The organism is Paraburkholderia sacchari, from assembly GCF_000785435.2.
Classification (GTDB): Bacteria; Pseudomonadota; Gammaproteobacteria; order Burkholderiales; family Burkholderiaceae; genus Paraburkholderia; species Paraburkholderia sacchari.
The window spans coordinates 1,233,568-1,258,823 of sequence record NZ_JTDB02000001.1; the positions used below are offsets into that span (position 1 = coordinate 1,233,568).

Annotated in this window: 21 protein-coding genes; 14 read left to right on the forward strand and 7 right to left on the reverse strand. The window is 66.3% G+C overall.

Annotation, left to right across the window (positions count from 1 at the left end):
* The first annotated feature begins 50 nt into the window (after positions 1-50).
* A complete protein-coding gene (locus tag NH14_RS05475; RefSeq protein WP_035528867.1) occupies positions 51-899 on the forward strand; it encodes a bifunctional allantoicase/(S)-ureidoglycine aminohydrolase in 849 nt (282 codons plus the stop codon).
* 22 nt (positions 900-921) lie between these two features.
* On the opposite strand, the gene NH14_RS05480 is transcribed toward NH14_RS05475, so the two are convergent.
* A complete protein-coding gene (locus NH14_RS05480) occupies positions 922-1,065 on the reverse strand; it encodes a hypothetical protein (protein ID WP_237179515.1) in 144 nt (47 codons plus the stop codon).
* A 101-nt stretch (positions 1,066-1,166) separates the two neighbouring features.
* On the reverse strand, positions 1,167-2,378 hold the full coding sequence (locus NH14_RS05485) for an amidohydrolase family protein (RefSeq protein WP_035528868.1): 1,212 nt from the start codon (positions 2,376-2,378) through the stop codon (positions 1,167-1,169).
* Between the two features lie 199 nt (positions 2,379-2,577).
* On the opposite strand from NH14_RS05485, the gene NH14_RS05490 reads away from it, so the two are divergent.
* Positions 2,578-3,459, forward strand: coding sequence for a LysR substrate-binding domain-containing protein (locus NH14_RS05490; RefSeq protein WP_035528871.1), 882 nt, complete (start codon positions 2,578-2,580; stop codon positions 3,457-3,459).
* Positions 3,460-3,524: 65 nt separating this feature from the next.
* Entirely contained in the window at positions 3,525-4,313 is a 789-nt protein-coding gene (otnI, locus tag NH14_RS05495; RefSeq protein WP_035528873.1) for a 2-oxo-tetronate isomerase, read from the forward strand.
* Between the two features lie 19 nt (positions 4,314-4,332).
* Here otnI and NH14_RS05500 read toward each other — a convergent pair whose 3' ends face one another.
* The gene (locus NH14_RS05500; protein WP_035529196.1) at positions 4,333-4,761 is read right to left on the reverse strand and encodes a DUF3293 domain-containing protein; all 429 of its coding nucleotides are present in this window, start codon (positions 4,759-4,761) and stop codon (positions 4,333-4,335) included.
* Between the two features lie 58 nt (positions 4,762-4,819).
* Positions 4,820-5,584, reverse strand: coding sequence for an IclR family transcriptional regulator (locus NH14_RS05505; protein ID WP_035528875.1), 765 nt, complete (start codon positions 5,582-5,584; stop codon positions 4,820-4,822).
* Between the two features lie 217 nt (positions 5,585-5,801).
* On the opposite strand from NH14_RS05505, the gene sauS reads away from it, so the two are divergent.
* The 7 genes from sauS (at position 5,802) to NH14_RS05540 (ending at position 14,953) form a co-directional block, all read left to right on the forward strand.
* Positions 5,802-7,247, forward strand: a complete 1,446-nt coding sequence (gene sauS, locus NH14_RS05510; protein WP_035528878.1) for an acylating sulfoacetaldehyde dehydrogenase — start codon at positions 5,802-5,804, stop codon at positions 7,245-7,247.
* On the forward strand, positions 7,244-8,863 hold the full coding sequence (locus NH14_RS05515) for an AMP-binding protein (protein WP_035528879.1): 1,620 nt from the start codon (positions 7,244-7,246) through the stop codon (positions 8,861-8,863). Before sauS ends, NH14_RS05515 begins: the two co-directional genes overlap by 4 nt.
* Positions 8,864-8,930: 67 nt before the next feature.
* Positions 8,931-10,313 carry an MFS transporter gene (locus NH14_RS05520; protein ID WP_035528881.1) on the forward strand — a complete coding sequence of 461 codons (1,383 nt, stop codon included), beginning with the start codon at positions 8,931-8,933 and terminating at the stop codon, positions 10,311-10,313.
* A 210-nt stretch (positions 10,314-10,523) separates the two neighbouring features.
* On the forward strand, positions 10,524-10,727 hold the full coding sequence (locus tag NH14_RS05525; RefSeq protein ID WP_035528883.1) for a DUF3311 domain-containing protein: 204 nt from the start codon (positions 10,524-10,526) through the stop codon (positions 10,725-10,727).
* A 102-nt stretch (positions 10,728-10,829) separates the two neighbouring features.
* Entirely contained in the window at positions 10,830-12,242 is a 1,413-nt protein-coding gene (locus NH14_RS05530) for a sodium:solute symporter family protein (RefSeq protein WP_035528886.1), read from the forward strand.
* A 15-nt stretch (positions 12,243-12,257) separates the two neighbouring features.
* The gene (locus NH14_RS05535; protein ID WP_035528888.1) at positions 12,258-13,937 is read left to right on the forward strand and encodes an amidohydrolase; all 1,680 of its coding nucleotides are present in this window, start codon (positions 12,258-12,260) and stop codon (positions 13,935-13,937) included.
* Complete coding sequence (locus tag NH14_RS05540) at positions 13,934-14,953, forward strand: CobW family GTP-binding protein (RefSeq protein ID WP_035528891.1); 1,020 nt, start codon at positions 13,934-13,936, stop codon at positions 14,951-14,953. Before NH14_RS05535 ends, NH14_RS05540 begins: the two co-directional genes overlap by 4 nt.
* A 6-nt stretch (positions 14,954-14,959) precedes the next feature.
* Here the strand turns inward: NH14_RS05540 and NH14_RS05545 are convergent, their stop codons facing one another.
* From NH14_RS05545 to NH14_RS05555, 3 genes are all read right to left on the reverse strand, one after another.
* Entirely contained in the window at positions 14,960-16,279 is a 1,320-nt protein-coding gene (locus NH14_RS05545) for an MFS transporter (protein ID WP_176329247.1), read from the reverse strand.
* A 118-nt stretch (positions 16,280-16,397) separates the two neighbouring features.
* On the reverse strand, positions 16,398-18,035 hold the full coding sequence (locus NH14_RS05550; protein ID WP_035529199.1) for a GMC family oxidoreductase: 1,638 nt from the start codon (positions 18,033-18,035) through the stop codon (positions 16,398-16,400).
* Positions 18,036-18,234: 199 nt separating this feature from the next.
* Positions 18,235-19,092 (reverse strand): IclR family transcriptional regulator, encoded by an 858-nt coding sequence (locus tag NH14_RS05555; protein ID WP_084225617.1) that lies wholly within the window; start codon positions 19,090-19,092, stop codon positions 18,235-18,237.
* A 324-nt stretch (positions 19,093-19,416) separates the two neighbouring features.
* On the opposite strand from NH14_RS05555, the gene NH14_RS05560 reads away from it, so the two are divergent.
* The 4 genes from NH14_RS05560 to NH14_RS05575 all read left to right on the forward strand — a co-directional run bounded on the left by NH14_RS05560 (position 19,417) and on the right by NH14_RS05575 (position 25,255).
* The gene (locus tag NH14_RS05560) at positions 19,417-20,832 is read left to right on the forward strand and encodes an NAD(P)/FAD-dependent oxidoreductase (protein ID WP_035528894.1); all 1,416 of its coding nucleotides are present in this window, start codon (positions 19,417-19,419) and stop codon (positions 20,830-20,832) included.
* A gap of 165 nt (positions 20,833-20,997) precedes the next feature.
* The gene (locus NH14_RS05565) at positions 20,998-22,458 is read left to right on the forward strand and encodes an amino acid permease (RefSeq protein ID WP_084225619.1); all 1,461 of its coding nucleotides are present in this window, start codon (positions 20,998-21,000) and stop codon (positions 22,456-22,458) included.
* A gap of 47 nt (positions 22,459-22,505) precedes the next feature.
* Complete coding sequence (locus tag NH14_RS05570) at positions 22,506-23,516, forward strand: AAA family ATPase (RefSeq protein WP_035529207.1); 1,011 nt, start codon at positions 22,506-22,508, stop codon at positions 23,514-23,516.
* The gene (locus NH14_RS05575; protein ID WP_035528897.1) at positions 23,513-25,255 is read left to right on the forward strand and encodes a cobaltochelatase CobT-related protein; all 1,743 of its coding nucleotides are present in this window, start codon (positions 23,513-23,515) and stop codon (positions 25,253-25,255) included. Before NH14_RS05570 ends, NH14_RS05575 begins: the two co-directional genes overlap by 4 nt.
* Position 25,256 lies beyond the last annotated feature (1 nt).

The window sequence follows — 25,256 nt, forward strand, 5'->3', positions numbered from 1 at the left end:
GCGGCCTCGTCTTTGAAGTTGTGACATCAAATCCTCACGGAGCATAGAGAATGTCATCCAGTCCTTACTACGCACCGAAAGGCGGCCATCCGGCTCAAACCGAATTGCTGACCGATCGCGCCATGTTCACCGAAGCCTACGCGGTCATCCCGAAGGGCGTGATTCGTGACATCGTCACGAGCTACCTGCCGTTCTGGGAAAAGACCCGCCTGTGGGTGCTCGCGCGTCCGCTGACCGGCTTTGCCGAGACGTTCTCGCAGTACATCATGGAAGTGAGCCCCGGCGGCGGCAGCGACCGTCCCGAACTCGACGATCTCGCTGAAGGCGTGATCTTCGTGGTCGACGGCGAGCTCGAGCTCACGCTCAACGGCGTCCAGCACAAGCTCGTGCCGGGCGGCTACGCCTTCATTCCGCCGCGCACGAACTGGACGCTGCACAACCGCAGCGGCGCCGTTGCGAGCTTCCACTGGCTGCGCAAGCACTACGAAGAAGTCGAAGGCGTGGGGATGCCCGAAGCTTTCGTGACGAACGAGCGCGACATCGAGCCGATCCCGATGCCCGGCACCGAAGGCCGCTGGGTCACGACGCGCTTCGTCGACATGAGCGACATGCGCCACGACATGCACGTGAACATCGTCACGTTCGAGCCGGGCGGCGTGATTCCGTTCGCCGAAACGCACGTGATGGAGCACGGCCTCTATGTGCTCGAAGGCAAGGCCGTCTATCGCCTGAACCAGGACTGGGTGGAAGTCGAAGCCGGCGACTTCATGTGGCTGCGCGCATTCTGCCCGCAAGCCTGCTATGCGGGCGGCCCGTCGCGCTTCCGTTACCTCCTGTACAAGGACGTGAACCGCACGGTGAAGCTCACGCTCGGCCAGCAGCCGAAGCGCAAGGCCTGATAGCCGGCTTCAGGCCAGCCGCTCAATCGTGGCTGGGCCGCCATGGCGTCGCCGGCATATCCAGCAGGCGACGCAGGCCGCTGCGCTCGAGCATGCGCTCCGCAGCGGCCTGAACTCCCTCCAGAATCTCCGCTTCGTCGACCGACAACACGCGGTAGTCTTCCATCGAGCAACAACGCCTTCGCGGCGTCGACCGTAATCACGCAACCGTGCATGATCAGCACGCCCGCGTGCTCTCGATGGTCCATGTGGATCCTCTTTCGCGGGTTATTCGGCAAGCACGCCGTCGCGCGCGACGATGCGCCCGTTCGCCACCACCAGCTTGCGCACGGGCCGCGCGACCACCGCGTGCGCAAGCGTATCAGCGTCCACCAGCACGAGGTCCGCGCGCGCGCCCGCGTGCAGGCCGTAATCGGCGAAACCGCAGCCCTGCGCGCCCGCCGCGCTCACGCAATCGAACGCGGCCGCCAGATCGTCGTCGCGCCGCAGGTCGTAGCGCATGCCGATCAGCATCGCGCGTTCGAGCATGTCGGGCGCACCGTACGGCGTCCATGTATCGCGGATGCCGTCGTTGCCGCCGAAGATCGTGATGCCCAGCTCGCGGCAGCGCTTGAGCGGCGGCACCGGGCGCGAGGGCGGGGCGCTCGTGAGCAGCGCCACGCGCAGGCGTGCGATCCGTTCGAGCAGCGCCGTGGGTTCCGGCAATGCGCCGAGGCAAAACGCATGGCTGACCACCACCCGCCCTTGCATGCCCAGCGCCTCCACGCGGTCGAGCAGCAGCTTGAACGTGAACGCGCCGATCTCGCCCGGTTCGTGCAGATGAATGTCGATGGGCTTGCCGTAACGCTCGGCCAGCGCAAAAGTCGCGTCGAGCGAGCCCACCGGATCGCCGTCGATCAGGGCCGGGTCGAGCGCGCCCAGTACGTCCGCGCCGGCGGCGAGCGCATCGTCGAGCAGCTTCCCGGTGCCGGGCCGGATCAGCAGGCCCGATTGCGGGAACGCGACGATCTGCATGTCGAGCACCTCGGCCAGCGCGTCGCGCGTGGCGAGCACGCCTTCGAGGTAGCGCAGGCCCGCGTCGGTGTCGATATCGACGTGGGTGCGCAGGCGCGTCGTGCCCGCCGCAAGGAACGCGTGCGACAGCGCGAGCGACTGCACGCCCGCATCGTGCCCCGAGGTTTTGCGGAACGCGCGTTCGTTCGCGATGCGGTCGGTGAGATTCGGGCCGACTTCGTTGACATACCAGTCCTGGCCCCAGAGGGTCTTGTCGAGGTGCGTGTGGCCTTCGACGAAACCGGGCAGCAGCAGCGCGCCGCCGCCGTCTTCGACGATGGCGGCGGGCGGCGGCGCGAGGTTCGCGAGTTTTGGACCAATCGCCTCGATGCGCCCGCCGGCAACCGAGACGGACACCGGCTGGCCGCTCGGGTCATCGGAGAGGCGGACGTTGGTAATGAGGAGAGGACGGGCAGCAGAGATCATGCTGGTTCCACAGTAGTGACCATGGGGCCGCGCAGCGCGCGGCGTCGATCTCCCCAGTTTGCCAGCGAATAGCCGGCGATTGCCAGCGCGACTGTTGGTCCGACTGCGAGCCTGATTACGAGCCTGATTACGAGCCGGATTGCCAGCCTTCACGCTACGTGATAGAAGACGCCATCCCATTCGAAAACCAAATAGTCCGATGAAAAACAACCCAGGAGGGCATCGGCCGCTGTTCGATCTGGACCTGCTCAAGGCCATCGTCATGGTGGCCGATTGCGGCACGTTCACGGCGGCTTCGGCGCGGCTGCATTCGACGCAATCGACAGTGAGCCAGAAAGTGAAGCGCCTGGAGGACATGGCGGGGCACAAGCTGCTCGAGCGCGGCGCGCGCGACGTGCGCCCGACCGACGCCGGCGAGACGCTGCTCGCCTACGCGCGGCGCATGCTCGCGCTCAACGACGAAATGCTCGAGTCGTTGGCGGGGGCGACCGTTGGCTTGACGGTGCGCCTGGGGGTGCCCGAGGATTTTGTCGGCGGGCCCACGACGCATATGCTCGCGGCCTTCACCCGCGAGCACCCGCAAGTAAAACTCGAAGTCACGAGCGGCTTGAGCCGCGACGTCGAACGCAACTACGATCGCGGCGACCTCGATCTCGCGCTTGTGAAGCACCGGCGCAACAGCCGCGAGGCCGTGGCGAGCTGGCCCGAGCAGCTGCGCTGGATCGACAGCGCGAAGAACCCCTCGTTCCAGCTCGACCCGATCCCGCTGGTGGCGTTCCCGCCGCGCGGGTTGTATCGCGACGACATGACGAACGCAATCGAAGGGCTAGGGCGGCGCTGGCGCATGAGCTTCATCAGTTCGAGCCTGAGCGGCATCCAGGCGGCCGTGGCCGACGGGCTCGGCATCAGCCTGCTGCCGCTGCGCTCGGTCACCGCCGATCACGTCGTGCTCACGCAAAAGAGCGGGCTGCCCGCGATCGAAACCATGGACCTCGCGCTGCTGCACCGGCCCACCGCCGACACGGTCGTGAAGGAACTCGCCCGGGCGATGTCGCGCATGATCGGCAAGCCGCGGCGCTGAAGGCCCGTACTGAAGGCACGTATGCCTCCATCCTTATTTCTCGTTTTCCAGCCGGAGCTGATGCCATGCCGCGTTTCGCAGCGAATCTCACCATGATGTACAACGAGCACGCGTTCCTCGAGCGCTTCGCCGCCTGCGCCCGCGACGGCTTTCGCGCAGTCGAGTATCTCTTTCCGTACGAGCACCCGGCCGCCGAAATCCGCGCGCGCCTCGACGGCAACGGCCTCGTGCAGGCGCTCTTCAACGCGCCGCCCGGCGACTGGGCCGCGGGCGAGCGCGGCCTGGCCTCGCTGCCTGGCCGGGAGGACGAATTTCGCCGCTCGGTCGAGACCGCAATCGACTACGCGCGCACGATCGGCAACGACAAACTGCATGTGATGGCGGGCCTCGTTGGCGTGGCCGGCGACCGCGCGCGCCACCACGAAACCTATCTGCGCAATCTCGCCTGGGCCGCCGAGGCCGCGCGCGGCGACGGCATCCAGATCCTGATCGAGCCGATCAACCAGCGCGACATGCCCGGCTATTTCCTCAACCGCCAGGACGAAGGGCAGGCCATTTGCCGCGAAGTGGGCGCGCCGAATCTGCGCGTGCAGTTCGACTGCTACCACTGCCAGATCGTCGAAGGCGACCTCGCGATGAAACTCAAGCGCGACATCGCCGGCATCGGCCATATCCAGATTGCCGGTGTGCCGGAGCGGCACGAACCGGATCTGGGCGAACTCAACTATCCCTATCTGTTCGATGTGATCGACGCGCTCGGCTATGGCGGCTGGATCGGCTGCGAGTACCGGCCGAAGGCGGCCACCTCCGATGGGCTGGGCTGGCTGCGCCCGTATCTGCAAGCTGCGCAATGAATTGACGCAGTGAATTGAATTAGCGCAGGAGAATCAGTTGGGGCACCGCGTCGGCGCCGCACCAGATGATGGCGTTCTGCTGGTGTTTGTCGCCTAGCGCTTTTGCGGCGTCGAGCGTGATGCCCAGCACCAGCAAACTCGCCTCGCCGGGCCAGTGGTTCGACGGATGCTGACCGATGCCCTCGACGTACGCGAAGCCGAGGGCGTCGAGTTCGCGTGCGAGCGCCGCTTGCCGGGCCGCGTTGGTTTCGGAGTCGAGGCCTTCGCTCAGCGGATTGCAGGCGGTGATGAACGCGCTACAGGCGACGTGGCGGGCTTCATGGAGTGCGCGAAGCGCGGCGTTGAACTCGCCGGGACGCAGCGTTGCAGGCGCGTCGCCCAGTACCTCGTAGTGCGTTTCGAGGTACGCGTCGATCGTCTCGCGCGGGATGTTTGAGTCTGGGAACACGAAATCTCCGGTTATCGGCCAACGCTTCGAAAAAGGCATACACGCGCTAGCCACGGCCTCACTCCCGAAACGTCTTCGCCGTCTCCACTGCGGCGCGCCTCAAATCAGGCACGAACGCCAGCAGATCATCCAGCGTCAAGCGCCCGACCGGCGCCTGAACCGCAATCGCCGCGCACGCCCGGTTGCGGTCGAGCATCACGGGAACGGCAATCGCGATCAAGCCCTGGAGATGCTCCTGATTATTGATCGCCAGCTGGCGACGCCGCGTGAGCGCCAGTTCCTTGCGCAATACGTCGCGGTCGGTAATCGTCCGTTCCGAATGGGCGCGCAGCGGCAGCGTTTCGATCATGCGCTCGCGGCGTTCCTTGGGCAGAAAGCTCAACAGCAGCTTGCCGCTTGCCGAACAGTGCAGCGGCACATGCGAGCCCGGCTGGAGATGCATGCGCAGCGGCCACTCGGTCTCCACGCGATCGACGTAGATCACGTCGTTGCCCGCCAGCGTGGTCAGGTTGCAGGTCTCGCCGATCTTCTCGACCAGCTGCTCCAGCAGCAGATGCCGCGCCGCCGCCGGCCCCGCGTGCATGAGCACGTTCACCGCCAGCGTTCTGACGCGCGCCGAGCACTCGTATAGCTTGTCATTGGCGCCGCGCGTGACGAGCCACGCATCGGTGAGCTGGGCCAGGATGCGATGCACGGTCTGCTTGGGCAAACCGAGCGCCTCGACGAGTTCCATCATCGCCAAAGGACGGCCCGCCTCGGCGAGCGTTTCCAGAACGCGAAACGCGCGGACTGCCGCCGCATTCGACTGGTTCGATGTGGACACGCGAGTCTCCTGTATCGGTTGTGCGGTGCGGTTTGCGCAACCTCCGACGTTATTTTGCATCGCGCAGTGCATTTTTCGGGACTGGTAAAAGTCCCGAAAATTGAATTTTCCGAGCCTTGGCCATCGTGTGTCGCGGATTGTGCGGGAATCGGGACTCGCATTCGCGCGCCGATGAATAGATTGGCAAGACAGCCAACGATTCAACCGGAGCTCGTCGATGAATGTGAGGGACACCGCAATTCCGGCCACTGGCGCGGGCCAAACCGACGCCCAGGCAGCGCAACTCCATGCGCTGGTTACGCGCTCGCGCGCTGCGCAACAAGCGTTCGAATTCGCCGGCCAGCAAACGCTCGATACCGCTGCGGCCGCCGCGGCGTGGGCGATCATGGAACCGGGCCGCAACCGCGAGCTGGCCGAGCAGGCGGTGCGCGACACCGGGCTCGGCAACGCGCAAGACAAGTTCCGCAAGAACTACCGCAAGACGCTCGGGCTGCTGCGCGACCTGCATGGCAAAAAGACTTGCGGCGTGATTGCGCGAGACGAGGCGACGGGCATCGTCGAGATCGCACGCGCGGTCGGCGTGGTCGCGGCGATCACGCCATCGACGAATCCGGCCGCAACGCCTGCCAACAAAATCATCAACGCGCTCAAATGCGGCAATGCGGTAATTGTCGCGCCTTCGCCGAAGGGGCATGGCGTATGCGAGCGGCTGATCGGCTTCATTCACGCCGAGTTCGCGAAAGCGGGGCTGGACCCGGCGCTCGTGCAAATGCTGCCCGCGCCGGTGGACAAGGCCGCCACCGCCGCGCTGATGCGCGAAGCCGACCTCGTGGTCGCGACGGGTTCGCAGGCGAACGTGCGCATGGCCTACACCAGCGGCACGCCGGCCTTTGGCGTGGGAGCCGGCAATGTGGCGTCGATTGTCACGCGCACGGCGAATCTTCGCGATGCGGCGCACAAGATCGCCGCGTCGAAAACTTTCGACAACGCGACGAGCTGCTCGTCGGAGAACAGCGTCGTCATCTGCGATGCCGTTTATGACGCGATGCTGCGCGAACTCGCGGCCTGCGGCGGCGTGTTGCTCGACGCGCAGCAAAAGGCCCGGCTGCAGGCGGCGATGTGGACCGACGGCAAGCTCTCGGCGCGCTGCACAGCGAAATCGGCGGCGCAGATCGCGCACACCGCCGGTCTCGACGAGCTGGCAACTAACGCGTGCGCATTCCTCATGGTGGAGGAGTGCGGCGTCGGGGCGAGCCATCCGTTCTCGGGCGAAAAGCTCGCGCCCGTGCTCACGGTCTACCGCGCGCGCGATTTCAGCGACGCGGCGGACCTCGTGCGCAGCCTCTACGCGTATATGGGCGCGGGCCACTCGGTCGGCCTGCACACGGCCGAGCCGCACGAAGCCGAGACGCTCGGCGCGACGCTGCCGGTCGCGCGCGTGATCGTCAACCAGGCGCATTGTTTCGCGACCGGCGGCAACTTCGACAACGGCCTGCCGTTTTCGCTCTCGATGGGCTGCGGCACCTGGGGACGCAATAACTTTTCGGACAATCTCGGCTTTCGCCAGTACCTGAACATCACGCGCGTGGCGTTCCCGATCGAGGAGCAGGTTCCCGAGGTCGACGCCTTGCTCGGCGACTATTTCCGGAGATTCGGCCAATGAGCGCGCCCACGACGATCCGCGCGTTGATCGAGGCGCGCGCCGCGCAGTATCCGGACAAGCCGTTTATGCTGGCTGCGCCCGATGAAGGCGAAACTAACCACACAGACGGCGCGACACTCACCTTCGGCGCGCTGCTCGACCGTTGCCAGACCCTCGACCTCCGTTTTCGCGAGGCTGGCCTCAAGCCCGGCGACGTTGTTTCGGTGCTGATGGGCAACGGCATCCAGACCGCCACGCTGCTGCTCGGCGCGATGTACAGCGGCCTGATCGCGCATCCGCTCAATCTGCTTTGCCAGACGACCCAGCTCGCCTACGTCATCGAGCATTCGGATACGCGGATGATCTTCACGAGCACGCAGACCAGCGGCGCGCTCACTGCCGCGCTGGCCGCGTTGCGCAAGCAGGGCGTGACGCGAGAGATTGCGCTCGTGCATACGGAGCCGGATGCGGTTGCGCTGCCGGTGCTGCCCTCACTGCGCGTGCCGGAGTTGGCGGCCGCCGATGAAGCGAACGCCGCGTCAGAACCCGATCTCTCTCGCCCCGAACCCGCCGTGCCCACGGGCGCCGACATTGCCTTGCTGATGTACACCTCGGGCACGACCGGCGCGCCCAAGGGCGTGCTGCTGAGTCACGACAACCTCCATGCGAACGCGCGCAACATCAGCATCGAGCACCGCCTCGCTGCCGACGACCGCGTGCTCGCTTCGCTGCCGCTCTACCACATCAACGGCCTCGTCGTGACCTTGCTCGCGCCGCTCTGGCACGCGGGATCGGTCGTGCTGCCGCCGCGCTTTTCGGCGCGCACGTTCTGGCGCGACGCCGCCCGCCACGGCTGCACCTGGATCAACGTGGTGCCGACGATCATCGCCTATCTCCTCGACGGCGACGAGCCAGCCGGGCTCGACCTCAAGGCGCTCAAATTTTGCCGGAGCGCATCGGCTGCGCTGCCGGCCGATCATCACCGCGCGTTCGAGGCGCGCTTTGGCATCGGCGTGATCGAGACCATGGGGATGACCGAGACCGCCGCGCCGGTATTCAGCAATCCGTATGATGTTTCGCGGCGCAGGATCGGCAGCATCGGTCTGCCTTCGGGCAGTGAGGCACGCGTGATCGACCGCGACGGGCGCGTCTGCGGCCCGCACGAGTGCGGCGAGATCGTGCTGCGCGGCGAGCAGGTCATGCGCGGCTACTACAAGCGTCACGAGGAGACGGCGAAAGCCTTCACCGTCGACGGCTGGCTGCGAACCGGCGACCTTGGCTATCGCGACGACGAGGGCTATTTCTATATCAACGGCCGCTCGAAGGAGCTGATCATCAAGGGCGGCGAGAACATCGCGCCGCGCGAGATCGACGAGGCGCTGCTGCGGCACCCGGGCGTGCTGGATGCGGCGGCGGTGGGCGTGCCCGATCCCGCCTATGGGCAGGAGATCGTCGCGTTCGTGGTGCCGCGCGACGCCCACTGGCAGGGCGCGCCCGACCCGGCCGACCTGCGCGCGCACTGCCTGCGCGAGCTCGGCCGCTACAAGACGCCCAGAGAGTTCCGCTTCGTGAGCGAGCTGCCGCGCGGCCCCTCGGGCAAGGTTCAGCGCCTCAAGCTCGTGACGCCCTCGGGCTGACGCGCGCCTGCACGCCGAGATGCAGCAGGTCAACGACACCATAAAGAGGGACTCAGGAGACGACGACATGAAACAGCACGCGCAGCGCGTAAAGACGCGCCACATCATTCTCGCGGTCATGTGTTTGATGTACTTCATTTCGTACATCGACCGCGTAAACATCGCGGTCGCGGGACCGCTGATCCGCCAGGAAATGGGTCTGAGCGCGGTGCAGCTCGGGCTCGTGTTTTCCGCATTCGCGTATCCCTATGCGGCCATGCAGATCATCGGCGGCTGGCTCTCGGACAAGTTCGGGCCGAAGCTCGTGCTCACCGTGCTCTCGCTGATCTGGGGCGCGGCAACGCTGGCCACGGGCTTCGCCGGCAGCATCGCGATGCTGGTCGGGCTGCGCTTCGCGCTCGGCGTGGGCGAGGGCGGGGCGTTTCCCACCGCCACGCGCGCGTTCACGTACTGGATGCCGGTGGGCGAGCGCGGTTTCGCGCAGGGCATCACGCACAGCTTCGCGCGCCTCGGCGGCGCGGTTACGCCGCCGCTCGTGCTCGCCGTGGTGGCCGCGGGCGGCTGGCGCGACGCGTTCATCCTGCTCGGCATCGTGAGCCTCTTGTGGACGGTGCTCTACCTGCGCGTGTTCACGAACTCGCCGGAGCAGAACCGGCGCATAACGCCCGAGGAAACCGCGGAGATCGGCTATCGCAAGGGCGACTGCGACCGCGCCAGGCGCGCGGCCACGCCGTGGCGCAAGCTCGTGCGGCGCATGTGGCTCGTCACCTTCGTGGACTTCTGCTACGGCTGGCTGCTGTGGGTCTACCTGACCTGGCTGCCGTCGTATCTGAAAGAGGCGCGCGGCTTCGACCTCAAGCATCTCGCGCTCTTCACGGCGCTGCCGCTGCTGGCCGGCGTGGTGGGCGACACGCTGGGCGGCGTGGTCTCCGACCGGCTCTTCAAGTGGACCGGCCGGCTGCGCTTTGCGCGCTGCGCGGTGCTGGTGACGGGCATGGGCGGCTCGCTCGCGTTCCTGTTGCCGATGGTGTCCGCCTCCGACCCGGTGGTCGCGGTGCTGTTCCTCTCCGCGTCGTTCTTCTTCCTGGAGATCACGAATCCGGTGCTGTGGACGCTGCCGCTCGACATCGCGGGCAGGTACGCGGGCACGGCGGGCGGCATGATGAACACGGGCTTCGGCATTGCGGGCATGGTCTCGCCGGTCGTGTTCGGCTACCTCATCGAGCATACCGGCAGCTATAACGTGCCGTTCATGATCTCGGCGGGATTGCTGGCGCTCGGCATCGTCGCCGCGCTCTTCATCGATACCTCGCGCACGGTCGAAGCCGACGAGGAGCGCGAGCGGCGCATGGGTGCGCAGGACGCGGGCGCCTTCGCGTTCCTCGACGGTATGCCCACGGTGCGGCTGGAACGGCACACGCTGCGGCGGCCGCTGCGCTGGTGGCGTTGATGCCGTGACATTAACGCAGCGGCATTGGAATTGGACTCATCGATAGTCCGCATCTGGCACTATCCGTACCCGTTTTTGACGACTGATACTCGAAGCAACCAGTTGGCTCGATGCGCCTGGCCCGGGACAAGGGCCAGGCGCCAAAGCTCAAGCTTTGCATGGGATCGGAGTGAGTGTTGAAGCACGAACTCCGATCGACAGGAGACAAGGATGCTCAGGTATCTGATCGGAATCGGCCTTCCTTTTCTGGGCGTCATCGGCGCGCTGCCCTGGGTGGCGGCGCAGCCGGACCGCTACGTCTTTGGCGTGCCGTTCATCTACGCGTGGATTTTCAGCTGGTTTCTCCTGACCTCCGGGTGCCTGTTCATCTGCTGGCACTTCTTTGACCGGCACCGCTACGCGAGCGAGAGCTAGCGCGCGCACCAGCGCCTCTCACTCCCAGCTGCGCAGACCGGCTCTGCCCGCTGCCGCCGACCCCGCCGCCCGTCCCACCGTCTCCCCCCTGGAGAGCCGCGCATGTCCACACTCGTTTTCTCGCTTTTGATCGCCTTTTCGCTGTACCTCGCCATTCGCTCGCGGCGCGGCCACGGCAAGCAGAGCGTGCACGATTTCTTCGTCGCGTCGCGCCAGTTCGGCACCGCGCTCGTGTTCTTCCTGACGGCCGGCGAGATCTACAGCATCGGCACGATGGTCGGCTTTCCGGGTGGCATTTATGCAAAAGGGCCGACCTATGGCGTCTGGTTTCTCGGCTACATCCTGCTGGCCTATCCGATCGGGTATTTCATCGGGCCGCGCATCTGGGAGATCGGCAAGCAGCACAACGCCATTACGCAGGCAGATCTTTTCAAAGGCCACTACCGCAGCCGCGCGCTCGAACTGATCGTTGCGGGCTCATCGATCCTGTTTTTGATTCCGTGGGGCGAGCTGCAATTCACGGGCCTCGTTGCAGCGCTCAAAGGACTCGGCTGGCACGTTCAGCCGGTCTGGCTCATCGTGGTTTGCGCGGCGCTCGCGTTCACCTATATCGCCATTTCCGGCGTGCGCGCCTCGGCCTGGATCGCCGTGCTCAAAGACATTCTGATGCTGCTCGCGATTGTCGTGACAGGCGTGGCCGCCGCGTGGATGGCCGGCGGCACGCACGAGGTCTTCCACGCCGCGAGCCAGCAGGTGAGCAACGCCATGACGCCGCCGCAACTGCGCTTTTCCATGAGCACGATGCTGTTTCAGGCGCTCGGCTTCTACATGATGCCGTTCGCGGCGCAGGGCTTCTTCACGGCGCGCGGGCCGAACACGATCCGCCGCACCCAGATCGCGATGCCGCTCTACATGCTGATGTATCCGTTTCTCGTGGTGGCCTCGTACTATGCGATCAGCGCGAACCTCAAGCTCGCCTCGCCCAACGACGCCTTCTTCGCGGCCGCCGTCCATCTGCTGCCCGACTGGCTGCTCGGCCTCGTCGCGGCGGGCGCGGCGCTCTCGGGGCTGCTCGTGCTGGCCGGCATCTGCCTCGCGATTGGCCCGATCGTCACGCGCAATCTGATCCCGAACCTGCCCGAGGCGCGCCAGAAGCGCGCGGCGAAATTCGTGATCGTGGCCTACCTGCTGGTGTCCATCGCCACCACGCTGCTCACGCCCAACCTCATGCTCCTGCTCATCAACCTGACGTATTACGGCATCACGCAGTTCCTCCCCGGCATGCTGATCCTGCTCGCGAAGCGCCGCGTGCGGCCCGGCGCGGTGGCGGCCGGCATCGTCTGCGGCCAGGTGCTCGCGATCGTGTTCTATACGCTGCACATCGGCTTTGGCGGCATCAATCTCGGCCTCGTGTGCCTTGGCGTGAACGTGCTCGTGGTGTTCGTCGCGCATCTCCTGATGCGCCCGTCCGGCGACCGCTATGCCATGCCCGATTCGCTTCACCATCATTCATAGGAGTTGAGCCTCTCAATGAATCCGCACGCATCGTCTGCCACGCCGTCTGCGCCGGTCACGGTTTTTTCGGCACGCCGCATTCTCACGCTCAATCCCGGCCAGCCGCACGCGACGCATGTGGCCGTGCGCGAGGGCCGCATTCTCGCGGTCGGCACGAGCGAGGACGCCGCGCGCTGGGAGGCGCAATACAGCGCCTGCACGCGCGACGACACGCTGCGCGACAAGGTGCTGATGCCCGGTCTCGTGGAAGGCCATTGCCACCTGATGGAAGGCGCGGTGTGGGATGCGGTCTACGTGGGCTATTACGACAGGCGCGGCCCGGACGGTACGCTGTGGCGCGGCCTGCGCACGCTCGACGCCGTGCTCGATCGCCTCGCGCAAGCCGAACGCGCGATGACCGAAGACGGCCCGCTGCTCGCGTGGGGCTTCGATCCGATCTACTTCGGCGCGGCGCGCCTCACGACGCGCGAACTCGATACGGTCTGCGCGGGCCGCCCGATTGCGATCCTCCATGCGAGCGTGCACTTGATGAATGTGAACAGCGCGATGCTCGCGCTCGCGGGCATCGACGAGGACACCGACGTGGACGGCATCGCGCGCGACGCGCAAGGCCAGCCGACGGGCGAGCTGCAAGAGTTCGCCGCGATGTTCCCGGTCTACCAGGTGATTGGCGGCAAGCTCGCGATCGCGGCCAGCGAAAAGCCGCACGCGGTCTGGAATTTCGGCCGCGTCGCGCAACTCGCGGGCGTCACCACCGCCACCGATCTCGTGAACGACCTCTCGCCGCTCGGCAATGAGACGCTGCAAAGCGTGACCGCCGACCCGGATTACCCGGTGCGCATCGTGCCCGCGTTCGCGCCGCAGCGCAATCCCGCGCAAGGCGCGGCCGGCGTGCTGGAAGCGATCAAGAGCAACACCGACAAGCTGCGCTTCGGGCCGGTGAAGTTCATCGTCGACGGTTCGATCCAGGGCTTCACGGCGCGCGTGCGCTGGCCCGGCTACGCGGGCGGGCAGCCCAACGGCCTGTGGCTGATTCCGCCGGAGCAGCTGGTCGAGGTGTTCGAGCCATACCATTGCGCGGGGCTGCAACTGCACATTCACACCAACGGCGACGAAGCGACCGAGGTCGTGATCGACGCGCTCGCGACGCTGCTCGCGCGGCACCCGCGGCCCGATCACCGGCACACGCTGCAGCACTGCCAGATGGCCGATGCCGCGCAATTGCGGCGCATCCGCGCGCTGGGCCTGTGCGTGAACTTCTTCGCGAATCACATCTACTACTGGGGCGATGCGCACTACAGCCAGACCATGGGCCCCGACCGCGCCAACCGCATGGACCCAGCCGGCTCGGCGCAGCGCATGGGCATTCCCTACGCGCTGCATTCGGATGCGCCCATCACGGCATTGAGCCCGCTGTTCACGGCATGGTGCGCGGTGCGGCGCGAGACGGCGTCGGGGCGCGTGCTGGGCGAGGCCGAGCGGATCACCGTCGGCGAGGCGCTGCACGCGATCACGCTGGGCGCGGCCTATACGCTGCGGCTCGATCATCTGATCGGCAGCATCGAGGTGGGCAAGTTCGCCGATTTCGCGGTGCTCGACGAAGACCCCAGCACCTGCGCGCCCGAGCGCCTGAAAGACGTGCCCGTATGGGGCACGGTGCTCGGCGGACGCATCATGCGCGCCCCGCGATCATGAACGCGCTCGCCACACCACCGAATGCGCGCGCACCGATCGACCTCGCTGTGATCGGCGGCTATCTCGGCGCGGGCAAGACCACGGTGATCAATCATTTGCTGGAAGCGCCGCACGGCAAGCGCATCGCGGTGCTCGTGAACGACTTCGGCGCGGTGAACATCGACGGCCGCCTGATTCGCGCGCGCAGCGACGACGTGATCGAACTCGACAACGGCTGCATTTGCTGCACGATCGGCGGCGCGCTCGCCGACGCGCTCGCGCGTCTGGCCGCGCGCGAAGAGCGTCCGGACCTGCTGCTGATCGAGGCGAGCGGCGTGTCGGACCCGGCCAGGATTGCCCAGGTGGGCTTGCTCAACGGCGCGTTTCGGCTGACTGCCGTGCTCGTCGTAGTGGACGCGCCCGAGTTCGTGCGCACGCTGGTCGATCCACTGGTGGGCGCGATGGCGCAGCAGCAGATCGACAGCGCGAGCGCGGTGATCGTCACGAAACTCGATCTCGTGGCGCCCGAGTCGCGCGAGCGCGCGGTCTCGGACGTGCGCGCGCTCGCGGCCACCGACATCGTCGTGGCCGCGGATCACGGGCGCGTGCCGCCCGCGCTGCTGTTCGATGCGAGCGTACCGCAAACGCTCGCGCTCGCCGACGCGAGGCGCTGGCAGCATCAGCCGATTGGAACGGGCTCCAGCGCGTTCCCCAGTTTTGCAAGCGTGACGCTGGCCGTGCCCGAGGTGCTGGACAAGGCGCGCCTGCGCGCGTGGCTCAAGGCGCTGCCGCGCACGATCCTGCGCGCGAAAGGCTTCGTGCGCGTGGCCGATGCCGAGGGCGGTGTCAGCACGCGCGTGTGCCAGGTCGCGGCCCGCCGGCTGCGCATGACGCCGCCCACCTTGGGCGAGCATGCAACGGGAGGCGGGGATGGCGTACTCGTCTTCATTGGCTTCATCGATTCGGAAACCGAATTAAACTTGCGAGACGGGCTGCTCGCATGCCGCCAGACGGCGCGGCATGTCGCAGCTCACTAAAACCGCTCACCGCGCTCCGCTTATCGCCATCTGCCGCGCATGGCGGTGGCGGCCCATCCACATGGCCGAGAGCGCGCTCACAAGACCCGCGAACATCGTATAGACGCAGATGAGCCACGGATCGCCGCCATTGCGCTGCAAAAGCCACGTCGCGATGATCGGGCTGATGCCGCTCGCGAAGATGCCGGAGAACTGATAGACGAACGAGATGCCGGAATAGCGCACGTTCGCGTCGAATAGCTCCGCGAACAGCGCCGCTTCCGGCCCATACACGGAAGCGTAAATCACGCCGAGCGGAATGATCACGGCGATCCATACGAGCACGGGCGAGCCGCCGCTATGCTTCATGAGCCAGAAGCCGAAGAACGACGAAAAGCCCGTGAACAGCGAGCCCCAGAAGTAAATGCGGGTTCTGCCGATGCGGTCCGAGAGGCGGCCGAAGAACGGGATCGTGAAGATCATCGTGAAGGCGGCGGCCATTACGGCGAGCAGGGCGTCGGTGCGCGAGAGCTTGATGGTCTGCGTGAGGTAAGCAATCGTGAACACGGCGAATACGTTGAAGAACACGCCGTCGATAAAGCGCGCGCCCATGCCCGCGAGCACGTTGCCGGGGTAGCGGCCGAGCACCTCGAAGATCGGCACGCGAATCTCCGCGCCTTGTTGCTTCACGCGTTCGAACTCGGGTGTTTCGAGCACGCGCAGGCGGATATACATGCCGATGGCCACCAGCGCGAACGAAAGGAAGAACGCCAGCCGCCAGCCCCACGCGAGAAACTGCGCATTGCTGAGCGCCGAAGAAAGCAGCGCGACCACGCCCGAGGCGAGGCACAGCCCGATCGCGAGGCCGATTTGCGGAATGCTCGCATAGAAGCCTCGCTTGCTTTCGGGCGCGTACTCGAACGACATCAGCACCGCGCCGCCCCATTCGCCGCCCAGACCGAGACCTTGCGCGATGCGCAGGACCAGCAGCAGCGCGGGAGCCCACAGGCCGATCTGCGCGAAGGTCGGCACGGTGCCGATCAAGACCGTCGCGACGCCCATGATCGAAAGCGTCAGGATCAGCATGCTCTTGCGCCCGAGCCGGTCGCCAAAATGGCCGAACACGATGCCGCCGAGCGGGCGGCTCAGAAAGCCCACCGCGAAGGTGCCGTAGGCGAGCATGGTCGAAATGAGCGGATCGCCGCTCGGGAAATACAGCTTGTTGAACACGATGCCGGCGACTACGCCGTAGAGGAAAAAGTCGTACCACTCGATGGTCGCGCCAATCAGGCTCGCGACCACCACGCGCCTCATCTGCCTGGCGTCGGTGCTGGGCAATGCGTTCATAGGGCTATCTCCTTTGTGGGCGCACCTGGTGCGGTGCGGTTCCTTGAAATGCCGGCTGGTTCTTTAGCGATCCTTTATTTTCTGCACGGGTTTCCTGATGCTTCTGCGTTTTCCTGCTTCAGGGGTGCGCCTCGGCGTACGCGTGTTGCGGCGCGGCGAGGGCGGGGTGGTCTTCGAGAATCATGTCGGCGGCTTTCTCCGCGATCATGATCACGGGGGCGTTCGTATTGCCGGAAACCAACTCCGGCATGATCGATGCATCGACTACGCGCAGCGCCGCAATGCCATGCACGCGCAGGCGTTCGTCCACGACCGCCATTGCGTCGCCGCCCATCTTGCAGGTTCCGGCCGGGTGATAGATCGACTGGCTGAAGCGGCGCGCGGCGTCCAGCAGTTCGTCGTCGGTCTGGTACTGCTCGCCCGGCACGAACTCGGAAATGATGTGCGGCGCGAGCGACGGCGCGGCGGCGATGCGGCGCGCCACCCTAATGCCGCCGATCACGACCGCGTGGTCGCGCGGATCGGACAGATAGTTGGCGCGAATCGCGGGGTACTGGAGCGGGTCGGCCGAGGCGATTTCCACGCTGCCCCGGCTATGCGGCCGAAGCTGGCAGACCGACGCCGTGAACGCCGAGAACGGATGCGCGCCCTGGCCTGGCTTGTCGGCGCTCAGCGGCTGCATGTGGAACTGGATGTCCGGGCGCTCGACCGTCGGGTTCGAGCGCGTGAAGATGGCGACCTGGCTCGCGGCCAGCGTAAGCGGCCCGGTGCGCCAGAGCGCGTATTGCAGGCCGATCCACGCCTTGCGCAGCGGGTTATTGACCTCGTCGTTGAGCGTGCGTTCGCGCGTGCGGAATACGAGCCGCACCTGGAGATGGTCCTGGAGGTTCTGGCCTACGCCGGCCAGCTCGTGCAGCACGGGCACGCCTGCCTTGTCCAGCACGCGCGAGGGGCCAATGCCCGAGTTTTGCAGAAGCTGCGGCGAGCCGATCGCCCCGGAAGCCAGGATGACTTCGACACGCGCCCGCGCGCGCTTGACGCAGCCGCCTTGCAGATATTCCACGCCCACGGCGCGGCGGCCTTCGAACAGAATCCGGCACGCCTGCGCCCGCGTTTCGACGATCAGATTGCTGCGTTTGCGCGCGGGCTTGAGAAAGCCCTTCGCGGTGCTCCATCGAAAGCCCTTGTACGCCGTCTGCTGGAAATAGCCCACGCCTTCCTGGACCGCGCCGTTGTAGTCGTCGTTGAACGGGATGCCGGTTTCCTGCGCAGCCGCGATGAAATGATCGGCGATGGGCCGGCGCAGGCGCAGATCGGACACCTTGAGCGGGCCGCCCACGCCGTGCCAGGCGTTCGCGCCGCGCTCCTGATCTTCGGACTTCTTGAAGTAAGGGAGGATTTCGGCGTAACTCCAGCCGCGATTGCCGAGCGCGGCCCACCGGTCGTAGTCCTCGCGCTGGCCGCGCACGTAGAGCAGGCCGTTGAGCGAACTCGATCCGCCCAGCACCTTGCCGCGCGGCCAGTCGATCTGGCGGCCCGCCACGGCTTCGTCCGCTTCCGTGCGATAGCACCAGTCGAGCTTGGGATCGTGCATGGTCTTGAAATAACCGACCGGCACGTGAATCCACGGATTATTGTCTTCGCCGCCTGCTTCGAGCAGCAGCACCGCGTTGCGCGGGTCGGCGCTGAGCCGGTTGGCCAGTACGCATCCGGCCGATCCGGCGCCGACGATCAGGTAGTCGACCTCGTGGTCCATGAATCCCGTCTCCTCGAAATTCCGGAGCGGCATGACGTGCATGACGCGCCGCTTTTGGGATCAATGTCGTGGATGGGGAGGACGACCGCAAGCGCCGGTCGTGCGCGCAGGCCGAAAGTGAAACGGAAATTGCCGAAACGGGATCAGAAGACCATCGAGGAGGGCGCATGCTTCGCCGCCGAAACGGCGGCGCGCGCGTTCATGGCAGAGACAGTCCCTGGAGCAAGGGCGCGAGCTTGCTCGCCGTTTGCTTCATACGCTCCACCGACTCCAGCAGTTCTTCGAGCGTGGCGCGCGCGGTGGGCGCATGCACGGCCAGCGCGGCAAGCACGCGCTTGTTGTCGGGTTCACGCACCGGCACCGCAATAGCGACCATGCCGCGCACGAACTCTTCGTTGTCGATGCCGATGCCGCGCACCGCGAGTTGGTCGAGTTCGGCCGCGAGCGCCTTCGGGGTCGTCAGGGTGCGCTGCGTCATCTTCGTCAGCACGAGGCGTTCGAGCAGCGTGTTGCGCTCGAGCATCGTCATCTGCGAGAGAAACAGCTTGCCGCTCGCGGTGCAGTGCAGCGGCACGTGCATGCCCGGACGCATCTCCATGCGCAGCGGCTCCGTGGTTTCCACGCGCTCGATGTAGAGCACGCGGTCGCCGTCGAGCGCGGTGAGATTGCAGGTTTCGCCGAGCGTTTCCGCGAGTGCGCGCAGCAGCACGCGGCACGAGCGCGTGAAGGTGTTGTTGGCGAGCGTGGCGAGCGCAAGCTGCGCCGCGCGCGGGCCCAGCGCGATGCTGCGGTCGTGCCCGCGCGAATCGGGCATGTGGATCACGTAGCCGCGCGTTTCCAGCGAATCGATGAGCCGCAGCAGCGTCGCCTTCGGGATATGCAGCCGCGCGGACAACTGCGAGAGCGTGTACGGCTGGCCCGCCGAGGCCAGCTGTTCGAGCACCACGAGCGCACGCAGCACGCGGGCTTCGTCGGTCGACGATTCTTCGCGCGGAGCAGGGGGGCGGCTTTGTGCACTTAGTGCACTTTGTGCGCTCTCTGGCGCTGTGCTGCGCATCGATCTCCTCCATAGGGGTGGCGCCAACGCATCTGGCATATCCGTCGCAAGCCGAAAATGAAACGAATTGTTCGACTTTCCGGCCTTTTTTCAGTATCGATGGAAAGTTCATGCGGTTATGTAGCGGATTACCCGAATACGCCGTGCGGTTTTCGCCTGCTGTACCAGGCGATACTGGACCACTGGCTCTACCTGCGCCATGCGCGTCTGCCTAGAATTTTTCCAACAGAGCGAAAAATGAATACAGGAGACAAGCATGACGAACAGGCAGTCGGCAGCACCCGCTCTCACAACCGTCTCCACGAAAACTGTGGAGGGTTGATCATGGGATACAGCACCGTCGATCCCGCCGCGGCTGGTTTTGTTGCACGGAACGCCGCGTCCACCAAGTACGACCCCACCTACGACCCGCTCGTGTCGCCGGGCCCGGGCATCGGCAAGGATTATGCGCCGACCTACTGGGTCGGCACGGCAGGCAGCCCGCCGCCCGACGACGGCCCCGTCACGAAGGACCTCGACGTGGACGTCGCGATCATCGGCGCGGGGTATACAGGTCTCGCCACCGCGCTGTGCCTCGCCCGCGAGCACGGCATCAAGGCCGTGGTGCTGGAAGCGAACCGCACCAGCTGGGGCTGCAGCAGCCGCAACGGCGGGCAGGGGCAGAACGCTTCGGGACGCCTCTCGCGCTCGCAATGGATCGAGCGCTGGGGCAAGGACGTCGCGCTGAAAATGCACGATGAGATCCAGCAGGGCTTCAATCACTTCAAGGAACTCGTCGCCGAAATCGACTGCGATCCGCAGCCGGGCGGCCACTTCCTGATCGCGCACCGGCCCCGCATCATGGCCAAGCTCGCCGCCGAAGCGAAGGTGTGGAAGGACGTGTTCGGCTACCCGTCTGAGCTGCTGAGCGCCGAAACCTTCCGCCGCGAATTCATCAACGATCACGAGGCGTGTGGCGCGCTGCACGAGCCCGAGGGAATCGGCATACACGCGCTGAAGCTCGCGTTCGGCTATCTGCGCCTCGCGCGCGAAGCGGGCGCCAAGGTCCACACGAGCAGCCCGGTGATGGGATGGGAAACCATCAACGGCGTGCATCATCTGCGCACGCCGGGCGGCGTCGTGCGGGCGCGCGCGGTGGGCATCGCTACCGGCGCGTACACGGCGCAGACGCTGCATCCCACGCTGCATAGCAAGATCATGCCGATCCTCTCGAACTCGATGGTCACGCGCGTGCTCACCGATGCCGAGATCGCGGCCTGCAATTTCCGCACGACCCAGGTGCTCACGGACACGCGCACGCTGCGCTTCTACTATCGCTTCCTGCCCGATCGCCGGCTGCAGATCGGCAGCCGCAGCGCGATCACCGGCGAGGACGCGCCGAATCCGCGCCACCTCGATCTGCTCAAGGAAGGCATGGCGCGCAAGTTCCCGGCGCTGCGCGGCGTGGAGATCGACTACTCGTGGTGGGGCTGGGTCGACGTGAGCCACGACATGATGCCCCGGGTGTGCCAGCCCGATCCGCGGCAATCGGTGTTTTACGCACTCGGCTACGGCGGCAATGGCGTGTCATATTCGCAGCAGGCCGGGCGCCGGCTGGCCGAGCGCATCGCAGGCAAGGGCGCGCAGCAAACCTTGCCGATTTTCACCACGCCACTGCCTGGCCACCCGTTCGCGCCGTTCAGGCGCATCGGCCAGCGCATGCTTTATCTGCAGTACTTCAGGCGCGACGAGAAGCCCTGATCGGCGAGGCGCAACAGCGGCCACGCCGTCAATCTGCAGACGATCCGCGGAAAATCCGTTCGGATCGCGAAGCGAATAACAACCTTGAACCTCCCTCCGGGCGGCGCGCATAGCGCGCCGCACCGTACCTTCATGCAAACCCGGAGTTGAATCTCAGGAGACGACATGCAACCTTCTATGGATAACCAGGAACTGAAATGCGGCCTCAAGCAGCGCCACATGACGATGATCGCGCTAGGCGGCGTCATCGGCGCTGGCCTGTTCGTTGGCAGCGGCGTTGTGATCCAGCAGACCGGACCCGCCGCCGTGCTCTCGTTCCTCATCACCGGCGGCCTCGTGGTGCTGGTGATGCGCATGCTCGGCGAAATGGCCTGCGCGATGCCCGCGGTCGGTTCGTTCTACGAATATGCGCGGCTCGCGTTCGCCACCTGGCGCGGGCCCGGCAGGCTCGCGGGCTTCCTCACGGGCTGGATGTACTGGTATTTCTGGGTGATCGTGGTCGCCGTGGAAGCGGTGGCGGGCGCGAAGCTCGTGCAGTTCTGGCTACCCGATGCGCCAGCCTGGATCATCAGTCTCGTGCTGCTCGTGCTGTTGAGCGCGACGAACCTGATCTCGGTGGGCAGCTACGGCGAGTTCGAGTTCTGGTTCTCGTCGATCAAGGTAGCGGCCATCATCGTCTTCCTGTTTCTTGGCGGGCTGTATGTGCTCGGGCTGTGGCCTGCGTCGCTGCACACGACCGCCGTATTGCCGACGCTGCTCGGCCATGGCGGCCTCATGCCGAAGGGCATCGGGCCAGTGTTGAGCGGTGCGGTAGCGGCAACCGGCTTTTACTTTGGCGCGGAGATCGTCACGATTGCGGCCGCCGAAGCGCGCGAGCCGGCCAAGGCCGTCGCGAAGGCCACCAACTCGGTCATCACGCGGGTGCTGGTGTTCTACGTGGGTTCGGTGCTGCTGGTGGTCGCGCTCGTGCCGTGGAATTCGGCGCGCATGGCCACGCCCTATGTGAGCGCGCTCGAAGTCATGGGGCTGCCGGCCGCCGCTAACATCATGAACGCGATCGTGCTGACCGCCGTGCTTTCGGCGCTCAACTCGGGACTCTATGCGGCCTCGCGCATGCTGTTCGCGCTGACCCGCCACGGCGACGCGCCCGCCGCGCTCGCCAAGGTGAACCGCCGCGGCGTGCCGGTGCGCGCGATCCTGCTCGGCACCGTGTTCGGCTATATCTCGGTCGTGATGTCGTATGTTTCGCCCGATACGGTGTTCGCGTTCCTCGTCAACTCGTATGGCACGGTCGCGATCTTTGTCTATCTGCTGATCGCCTTGTCGCAACTGCGCCTGCGCCAGCGCCTCGATCAGGCGGCAGTCGGGGAGCTGCGCGTGCGGATGTGGTGCTTCCCATACCTCACGTGGGTCGCGATTATCGGCATGGTCGGCATTCTGGTGGCGATGGCCTTTATTCCGGAGCAGCGCAAGCCGCTGTGGCTCGGCGTCGCGAGCCTCGCCGTGCTGCTCGTGACCTATGCGTGGCTGCACCGCCGTGCGCGCAAGCGTGAGCGCGCGCTCGATTACGGCGCGGGCTTTGCGAAGTTGTCGCATGCCGGCGGCGCAGGAAACTTTGGCGAATGAGGTCGATGAATGAGCCGGAACGCAAGCCAGACGAAAGGGAGAACGACATGACGACGGAACGCGCGATGGAGGGGCCGGACCGCATCGTGTCGGTGCGCGAGCGATTCGGCTTCGACTCGAACCTGATGGTGCCCGCGTTCAGCGAACGCGACGCCCATGTGCCGGATCTCGACGAAGCCTACCGCTTCAACCCCGAAGTGACGCTCGCGATTCTGGCCGGCTTCACGCGCAACCGGCGCGTGATGGTGCAGGGCTTGCACGGCACGGGCAAGTCCACGCATATCGAGCAGGTCGCGGCGCGCCTGAACTGGCCGTGCGTGCGCGTGAATCTCGACGGCCATATCAGCCGCCTCGATCTGGTCGGCAAGGACGCCATCGTGGTGCGCGACGGCCGCCAGGTCACCGAGTTTCAGGAGGGCATCGTGCCATGGGCGCTCCAGCGCCCGGTCGCGCTGATCTTCGACGAGTACGACGCCGGCCGCCCCGACGTAATGTTCGTGATCCAGCGCATTCTCGAACGCGACGGCAATTTCACGCTGCTCGACCAGAATCGCGTGATACGGCCGCATCCGCACTTTCGGCTCTTCGCGACCACCAACACAATTGGCCTCGGCAATCTCAACGGCCTTTATCACGGCACGCAGATGCTCAATCACGCACAGATGGATCGCTGGAACGTGGTCGCGACGCTCAACTACCTGCCGCGCGAGGAGGAGGCCGGCATTGTGCTCGCGCGCGTGCCGGAGATGGACGACGAGGCGGGCCGGCAACTCGTCGATTCGATGATCAGCATGGCGGCGCTCACGCGCAAGGGATTCGCGAGCGGCGATCTTTCCACGCTGATGTCGCCGCGCACGGTCATCGACTGGGCCGAGAACTGCCAGATTTTCCGCGATCCCGCGCTGGCCTTCCGGCTCACGTTCCTGAACAAGTGCGATGAGGCCGAGCGGCCCGTCGTGGCCGAGTATTACCAGCGCTGCTTTGATGTCGAACTGCGTGTCGAACTGCGTGTCGAGCCAGGCAGCGACGATGGCGACGAACCGGAGCCGCGTACGTGAGCGCCACGCCCACGCCCGAAGCCGTGCGCGCCGCGCTGCGGCACGAGGCGCTCTGCGCGGCCGCCGTGCGCGCGCTCACCGGCGACGCCGCGCTTCACTATCGCGGCGGCCGCTTGTGCCGCGAGTTGCGGCCGCTGCCGCTCCATGCCCCGCATCTGCGCAGCAACGCCTACGAAGACGACTTCCCCTCGCAGCGCGGCGCCGCCGACGCCGCCGCGCTGCGGCTGCTCCTTTCCGATGCCGCGCTGCACCGGCGGTTGTGTCCCGAGGACTCCGTCGAGCGCCTGCTGTTCGAGCTATTCGAGCAGGTGCGCTGCGAGGCGTGCCTGCCGCCAGGCATGCCGGGACTCGCGCAGAACTTGCGACACCGCTTCGAAACGTGGTCGCGCGCCTGGTTCCGCTCGGGCATGAGCGAGGGCCATCTCGGCATCCTGCTCTATACGGTTGCGCAGATCGTGTGGTCGCGCGTGACCGGCTGGCCCGTGCTCGAAGACACCGAGGATCTGATCGAGGCGACACGCGCCGGCATCGTGCCGGCGATCGGCGTGCAGCTTGCCGGGCTGCGCGCGCATCGCGCCGACCAGCGCGCCTACGCGGCGCATGCGCTGGAACTGGCGCGGCGCATCGCGGCGATGCTCGACGACGCGCGCGCGGCCCACGCCCAGGACGACGACAGCGAAGCCCGCGCGCCCGACGACGCGTTGACGTCGTTCTCGCTCTGGGTCGACTTCGACGAAACGAGCGTCGAGCTGCCCGCGCTCGCGACCAGCGGCACGAGCCGCGTGCTGGCCGATGCCATCGACGGCTATCGCGCCTGGACGACGCAGTACGACCGCGAAATCCGGCCCGCCTCGCACGTGCGCGAGGCGCTGCTGCGCGAGTACCGCGAACGGCTCGACGAGCGCATCGCCGCTTGCAACATCAACGTCGCGCGGCTCGCGCGCGTGCTCCAGATGGCGATTGCGGTGCCGCAGCGCGACGGCTGGCTGTTCGGCGAGGAAGACGGCCGCATCGACGGCCGGCGCCTCGCGCAAGTCGTCAGCTCGCCAGCCGAGCGGCGCGTGTTCCGGCGCGAACGATACGAGCCGCGCAGCGATTGCGTGGTGGGCTTCCTGATCGACTGCTCGGGGTCCATGAAGGCGCACATCGAGCCCGTGGCGATGATGGCCGATCTGCTCGCGCGCGCGTGCGAGCAGGCGGGCATCGCCACCGAAGTGCTCGGCTTCACGACGCAGGCCTGGAACGGCGGGCGCGCGCGGACGGACTGGCTCGCGAACGGGCGGCCGCCGCATCCGGGACGCCTGAACGAGACCTGCCACATGGTGTTCAAATCCGCCGACGAAAGCTGGCGACGCGCTCGCCCGGCCATCGCCGCGCTGCTCAAGGCGGACCTGTTTCGCGAGGGCGTGGACGGCGAGGCCGTCGAATGGGCGTGCGCGCGGCTCGCGAGCCGCACCGAGGCGCGCCGCATTCTCGTGGTGGTTTCCGATGGCAGCCCGATGGACACGGCAACGGCGCAGATGAACGACGCGTTCTATCTGGACAATCACCTGAAGGAAGTCGTGGCGAAGCACGAGGCCATGCGCGACGTCGATGTGATCGGGCTGGGCGTGGGACTCGATCTCAGCCCGTACTATTCGTACTGCGTGGCGATCGACTCGGGCGAGGCGCTCGACATGGCGCGGCTGATCGGGCTCGCGCGATGGATCGGGCGCTGCCAGGCGGCTCATTCGGTTTGAT

What these genes read in the sequence shown, in the direction of transcription:
- NH14_RS05475 (WP_035528867.1), top strand. Translation starts at nt 51, where the DNA reads ATGTCATCCAGTCCTTACTACGCACCGAAAGGCGGCCATCCGGCTCAA.
- NH14_RS05480 (WP_237179515.1), bottom strand. Translation starts at nt 1,065, where the DNA reads ATGGAAGACTACCGCGTGTTGTCGGTCGACGAAGCGGAGATTCTGGAG.
- NH14_RS05485 (WP_035528868.1), bottom strand. Translation starts at nt 2,378, where the DNA reads ATGATCTCTGCTGCCCGTCCTCTCCTCATTACCAACGTCCGCCTCTCC.
- NH14_RS05490 (WP_035528871.1), top strand. Translation starts at nt 2,578, where the DNA reads ATGAAAAACAACCCAGGAGGGCATCGGCCGCTGTTCGATCTGGACCTG.
- otnI (WP_035528873.1), top strand. Translation starts at nt 3,525, where the DNA reads ATGCCGCGTTTCGCAGCGAATCTCACCATGATGTACAACGAGCACGCG.
- sauS (WP_035528878.1), top strand. Translation starts at nt 5,802, where the DNA reads ATGAATGTGAGGGACACCGCAATTCCGGCCACTGGCGCGGGCCAAACC.
- NH14_RS05515 (WP_035528879.1), top strand. Translation starts at nt 7,244, where the DNA reads ATGAGCGCGCCCACGACGATCCGCGCGTTGATCGAGGCGCGCGCCGCG.
- NH14_RS05520 (WP_035528881.1), top strand. Translation starts at nt 8,931, where the DNA reads ATGAAACAGCACGCGCAGCGCGTAAAGACGCGCCACATCATTCTCGCG.
- NH14_RS05525 (WP_035528883.1), top strand. Translation starts at nt 10,524, where the DNA reads ATGCTCAGGTATCTGATCGGAATCGGCCTTCCTTTTCTGGGCGTCATC.
- NH14_RS05530 (WP_035528886.1), top strand. Translation starts at nt 10,830, where the DNA reads ATGTCCACACTCGTTTTCTCGCTTTTGATCGCCTTTTCGCTGTACCTC.
- NH14_RS05535 (WP_035528888.1), top strand. Translation starts at nt 12,258, where the DNA reads ATGAATCCGCACGCATCGTCTGCCACGCCGTCTGCGCCGGTCACGGTT.
- NH14_RS05540 (WP_035528891.1), top strand. Translation starts at nt 13,934, where the DNA reads ATGAACGCGCTCGCCACACCACCGAATGCGCGCGCACCGATCGACCTC.
- NH14_RS05545 (WP_176329247.1), bottom strand. Translation starts at nt 16,279, where the DNA reads ATGAACGCATTGCCCAGCACCGACGCCAGGCAGATGAGGCGCGTGGTG.
- NH14_RS05550 (WP_035529199.1), bottom strand. Translation starts at nt 18,035, where the DNA reads ATGGACCACGAGGTCGACTACCTGATCGTCGGCGCCGGATCGGCCGGA.
- NH14_RS05555 (WP_084225617.1), bottom strand. Translation starts at nt 19,092, where the DNA reads ATGCGCAGCACAGCGCCAGAGAGCGCACAAAGTGCACTAAGTGCACAA.
- NH14_RS05560 (WP_035528894.1), top strand. Translation starts at nt 19,417, where the DNA reads ATGGGATACAGCACCGTCGATCCCGCCGCGGCTGGTTTTGTTGCACGG.
- NH14_RS05565 (WP_084225619.1), top strand. Translation starts at nt 20,998, where the DNA reads ATGCAACCTTCTATGGATAACCAGGAACTGAAATGCGGCCTCAAGCAG.
- NH14_RS05570 (WP_035529207.1), top strand. Translation starts at nt 22,506, where the DNA reads ATGACGACGGAACGCGCGATGGAGGGGCCGGACCGCATCGTGTCGGTG.